The organism is Aquimarina sp. (assembly GCF_977115655.1).
Genome location: NZ_CDSBKO010000121.1, coordinates 1 through 5,293 on the forward strand (window position 1 = coordinate 1; position 5,293 = coordinate 5,293).

Consider the following 5,293-nt stretch of genomic DNA (forward strand, 5'->3'; position numbering starts at 1 on the left):
CATACCCAAAAGATAAAAAAAATTAAGAGATTACAAAAAACCTTGCAACGGTCTTTTTTTCTTTATTCCGCTTTATGCAGTAGAACTTCGTAATGAAGCTTGAAGATGCCATAAATACAGTCGTTTTCTTGATTTTAGCATAGCGGTTTACCCTGAGTTTATTGAAGGGCTATGGTTAATTAAAAAACGAAGCAAAGCGTCTGTATTTGCAGCAGCTACAAGATGTAATAGATTTTCTACAGCATAAAATGGACAATGTCGTTAAGTTAATAATTTATACTATTGATTCAAAGTTTGTTAATGGTGGATTCCAGCCTACGCTGGAATCCATGATGGAAGTAAAGGGGTATTTTGCTTTTACAGATATTTAATCCTCAAAAAGATACAGCTTAACTTAACGACATAGATAAAATGGGTTTATAAGATTTTATTTTTTATTGCTTTGGTTTTCTTATGGTCTTATCATTAAATTCAAATAAATCTATTCTGACAGATTACATGGCAATGGATTAGTTCAAATTAACAGGAAAAGTAGTGTCATTCATACGTCTTTGTATGTCATAATGTATTTCTTTAAAAACAACAACTCCAGACATCCCGATTTTAGATTCTAAATGAGCAGTAACAATTTGTTTTCCTTTATATTTTTTTATTCTTGGATATAGCTTTAATAAAGGTACAGGCAAAATCTCGTCCATCTTATAAAAAGTAATTTTGGAGACTATATTTTGTTTCCTAAAAGGAGTGAAATCCCAATCTTTGGACTCCTTAAAAGAGACATTGAATATATCTTGTCCGTTATCAAAAACTAAGTGAAAATTCCCTTTGGAAAACCCCATAGAAGCGATCTGTGTCCCCTCTAATGCTTTTGTTACTTCTCCCGGGTTGTGGTATGGATGTGATTGCATTTTGTTAATATTGTTTTATTACTAGATTAATTTTATCTTTTTTATAGATTGAAAAATAAATATTACATCTATTGAATGATATTTTCTACACAAACTTGTCTGAACAAGTACAATAGATGGAAGTTAGCACTTACTTCTTCTATGATACTCAATATTCCATTGCTTTGTATCGGGATCATAATTATGCAAAGTTACACTAGTGTCCATAAGTGTATTGTTATCTATTGCATCTCCTTTTTTTACCATTTTTAATATGGCAGTGGCTGCTTTTTGGTAAGCTTCCAGGTTTAAAGTTCCATTAGAAAAGTTAATTCGATTTAGATAAAACCTGTTGTTATCTGCAATAGATTGCGGGGTAAAAGCATAATAATAAACTGCCAGAGGGTTTCTTTTTTTTATTAAGTGGATTTCACAATACTCTGGTTTATACACAATGAATTTATTGATCCTTTTATTAATAATGTTTAACCGATCGTTAAAAAGTAATTCCCCATGAATATCTTTAATATGAATATAAGGACTGTGTAATCCTTTGGTAACGCAACTTTTAACAATATTAACTAAGCTACATAGAATATGCAAGTAACGCTCCTCTATATTTTTAGGGACTTCGTTATCTATTTTACAAACTATATTAGGATGCCATATCTCATCGACTAGTTCTTGAATTTGGATATTTTGTAACATATTATTTTTTTTATTGATGATTACCTGTTTTCATTAAGAGATGTTATAGTAAATACATTTGTACTTTTTTTAGTAAGAGATTTACATTCTTTTATCATATTCTATAATTTTCAAATTATATCGTTGGTCAAATAAAAGTTAAATAACATTTTTAATCTAATAATATAGGATTGATTAAGGTATTCTAATTCTTCATTTTGTTGTTTTAAGAAAGTTAGCACTCCTTTTTTTTCAATAAACTCTTTTGTTTGTTCAAAATCAGAATCAGATTTGAGTATTGCTGTTAAGCAAGATTTAATATCTTTTGTTATTAATAATCCTGCTCTGTCGGCAGAAATTTCCATTAATCTAGAAGTCGCTAAGAGGTTCTTTTCTTTTTCTTCTTTTTTACTTATTATGGTTCTTACCTTACCGCTATATTCAATAGCTGTTTGTCCTTTTTCTACAACGTTATTAATTCTATCAATCCCATTTATCATTTTACCTAAATAAGAAATATTAGCATATTTACCAATTACATTTCCTAATGTTCCCAAAACAGGAAGTGCTATCAACAAGACTTGTGCTAAGTTTAGGCTTTTATTTTTTGCACCTCTCCATATATCCTTAGAAGTAAGTCTTGTATGCTCGAATAATATGTGACTCAGTTCTATACTTATCAAAAACTGAAGTTCTTTGTAAGATAAATATTTAATGTTTTTTTCATCAAGATAATCACAACCAACAATTAAAAAATTAGTAGCTCCTTCAACTCCTATAATTTCGCTAGAATAATTACCTCTTCCAAGAAAACATTCAATACTAGTAATTGATAGAATTTTTGAAGTTTCCTTCAATATTCTATATAGTCTGGGCTGATTAGATTCTGTGACTTTTTCAGAAAATTGTAATACATTACTATAATCAGGGGGATCAATTTGCGCTATTAAATTAGTAAGAGTTTGGAGAAAACCTTGTTTCTTTTTAAAACACTCAGGAACAACTAATTCGAACAGGTTTTCCTTTTCATAGGTTTCGGGAGATAGTTTTGTAGGGATTTTATCTTCACAGTTAAATGATGCTATACTCATGGTGGAGCATACCACTTCTGCTTTTTGTTTCAGAACTGTTTTTGTTGCTGTTTTTAGGTTATCAATTCTTATTGTGGTTAATGGTTGAAGTATTGCCAGTTTTAGTAACTCATCGTCATTTGATGTTTTAAGTTCTGTTTTTATTTTGGCTAAGTCTTCTAATAGTTGTATTCTTAACTGATTAGAGTGTTCCCCATCTATAATATTTATTTTGCTATCCGAAATTATATCCAATAGATTATCTTCTTCAACTTGATATATTAATTCTTCATATATAGGTATAGCTATATAGTATTGTTTAGTTTTTTTTAGATAATTTATATATCCTAGTCTGAAGTTAAGATCCTTATCTTTTTTGGTATTTGTTTGTGCTTTAAAAATATGAGTATAGAAATCGGATATGTGGTAGTAGTTATAATGTTCTGTATTTGCTAAAAGAAAATTCAAAAACTGTACTTGCTCCTCTAATTTGATTTGCCAATCCTCTATTACCTTTAACAAATATATACTGAAATCTTTGTGGTTACTGATGAACTGGAATATAATATTATTATTACTGTTTTCTTCAATAAATTTTCGTTTAGGGAATCGTGTTATCAATTCTGATTTTAATAAACAAACTGTTCTCTCTTGATTATTATTTTTGGAGGTATATAATTTTTTTAGATATCCTATTTGTTTTTTGGATGCATTATTTTTTAGAACCAATATGTCTGCAAATATGGGTATCGGTTCTTTTTGTTTTTTAGTAATAATATCTTGTGCTACATGAAACAATTTGTCATTAAAAAACTCTGTATAAAAAGAAAATTGAGGGTTAAATATTCGATCTTTGCCGATCATTTCTTTGTAAGTGAATATTTCCTCATCGATATTAAATACTTCAATGGACATATATTTATCGATTGCTAATATCAATCGTCTATCTGTAGTCTGGATAAAGAAATAATTTTCGATTTCCTGTATATTTAAAACATTATCCTTGCTCTCTACACTAGTAATAGGAAGACATATTAGAATAAATTCATTAGGACTTAGTATATATAAAATATGATTTTTGCATTTAAGGTTTAAGTCTGTTATAAATTCATTTTAGTTTTTATCTTCAAAATTCTCTGATGCCCCTAATAATTCATTAACATATATGTAAATGCTATCAATAATATTATCTTTTTTTATAGAAATTGGGGTGTCTTCTATAGTTTCTACACCATCTTCATCAAATTTTACTTTACGTATAGTTATTCTAAAAAAATTGTGTAGTTGTGAAATACTATATAGATGAAGAGATTTTTTAGTCTTTTTTTTATATATAAAATCCGTTTGTATTTCTAATCGATCTTGAGTTAGTGTAACTACATATTCTTTTTCTTGTTCTTTTTTTGGTAAAATTTCGGATAAATTAGTATGCAGTTGTGCCAGTAAAAAATTATCGGGTCTGAAGATAGAAACACTATTGTTTTTATCAAACTCTGTATTACTTATTTTTTTGTCCATATTCTAGTGTCAAGATTTAGAGTTTTAATTAGAGTTTTAACGGTTTCCAGTTCTTTTATAATTTCTGATTTAGTGTTTAAAACATATATGTTATTTTTGATTTGATAGGTTTCAAAATAATTATGTTCTAAAGGCAATATCATAAAAAGTTTTCCTTCTTTTATTTTCATCTGTAACGACTTACCGTACATTCTGGTGATATTATCGATTGCTTCAATAATTACGGGAGATAGTACATAATATCCAAGCTGTTGATTAGAAGCTAATATTTCGTAACGATTATCAATGTCTTTATTTTCTGGAATAATTTTTACCATTCCTTTCTTATTTAAAAGAATTTTATCAAGTATGCTTTTGGTCTTACTTCTAATTATTATTTCACCTTGAAAATCTTTGTGGAAATCTGCATATAGAAAAAAACCTCTGAAATTTTCTTTAGTTTTTCCAAAAACTGCATCAGGGTTTATAAAACCATCTTGCCCATCGTCAAACACCCTAATGTTCAAAGCTTCTTCTATTAGAATAGCTAGAAGCATCAGACAACCTGTCTTTTTTGTTAACCCCCTTATATAATTTGTGATTTCAGAAAACTCAAATTCTACGTTATCCGACTTTCCAGTTATGCAGTCCTCTCCTCTAAGCTACTGTTTACTATCAAAAAAACCTAGTTTTAAAAAATCAGCCTCTTTTAAGTATTCATCTTTAACTTTTTTATTACTCTTAAATGTTGCATCTGTATATATTTGTTTTGTAAGCAAAGGAAGAATGTCCTGCTTTAATTCCTTTTGTAAATGTATATTGGGTTTAAATTTTCTAATGGGCCATTTTCTAATAACATATAATAAAAAGTATAGAAAAAAACTATATTTGGTAATTGTACCCATAAAACCTAAAAAAGATCCAAACGAAAATAAAAGCCAAATAAAAAAGGATCCCAAAAATGTAATAAAAGACAAAAATGCTAACAAAGACAAACAACCAGATTTTTTCTTTTTTGCCTTGTACTGCTTCTTGCTTTCACTATTTTTTAGTTTTTCAAAAAAAAGATCTATTTTATCCCTCATTGTGTTGTGGTTACAAAATCGTATTGGAATAACCGCTTACCACCAACTTACCATCATACCCATTGTC

General features: G+C 28.4%; 7 protein-coding genes. 2 read left to right on the forward strand and 5 right to left on the reverse strand.

Annotation, left to right across the window (positions count from 1 at the left end):
- The first annotated feature begins 206 nt into the window (after positions 1–206).
- Positions 207–371, forward strand: a complete 165-nt coding sequence (locus tag ACZIYX_RS23510) for a hypothetical protein (RefSeq protein ID WP_462684710.1) — start codon at positions 207–209, stop codon at positions 369–371.
- A 138-nt stretch (positions 372–509) separates the two neighbouring features.
- Here the strand turns inward: ACZIYX_RS23510 and ACZIYX_RS23515 are convergent, their stop codons facing one another.
- The 5 genes from ACZIYX_RS23515 to ACZIYX_RS23535 form a co-directional block, all read right to left on the reverse strand.
- The gene (locus ACZIYX_RS23515; RefSeq protein WP_462684711.1) at positions 510–908 is read right to left on the reverse strand and encodes a hypothetical protein; all 399 of its coding nucleotides are present in this window, start codon (positions 906–908) and stop codon (positions 510–512) included.
- A 123-nt stretch (positions 909–1,031) separates the two neighbouring features.
- A complete protein-coding gene (locus ACZIYX_RS23520; RefSeq protein WP_462684712.1) occupies positions 1,032–1,595 on the reverse strand; it encodes a hypothetical protein in 564 nt (187 codons plus the stop codon).
- Between the two features lie 110 nt (positions 1,596–1,705).
- Positions 1,706–3,559: a M48 family metalloprotease gene (locus tag ACZIYX_RS23525; protein ID WP_462684713.1), complete on the reverse strand. Its 1,854-nt coding sequence runs from the start codon at positions 3,557–3,559 to the stop codon at positions 1,706–1,708.
- 198 nt (positions 3,560–3,757) lie between these two features.
- Complete coding sequence (locus tag ACZIYX_RS23530) at positions 3,758–4,162, reverse strand: hypothetical protein (RefSeq protein WP_462684714.1); 405 nt, start codon at positions 4,160–4,162, stop codon at positions 3,758–3,760.
- The gene (locus tag ACZIYX_RS23535; RefSeq protein ID WP_462684715.1) at positions 4,147–4,698 is read right to left on the reverse strand and encodes a DUF3137 domain-containing protein; all 552 of its coding nucleotides are present in this window, start codon (positions 4,696–4,698) and stop codon (positions 4,147–4,149) included. The genes ACZIYX_RS23530 and ACZIYX_RS23535 overlap by 16 nt, the downstream gene beginning before the upstream one ends.
- A 331-nt stretch (positions 4,699–5,029) precedes the next feature.
- Between ACZIYX_RS23535 and ACZIYX_RS23540 the strand changes: the two genes are divergently transcribed.
- A partial coding sequence (locus tag ACZIYX_RS23540; protein WP_462684716.1) for a hypothetical protein occupies positions 5,030–5,293 on the forward strand: 264 nt, incomplete at its 3' end.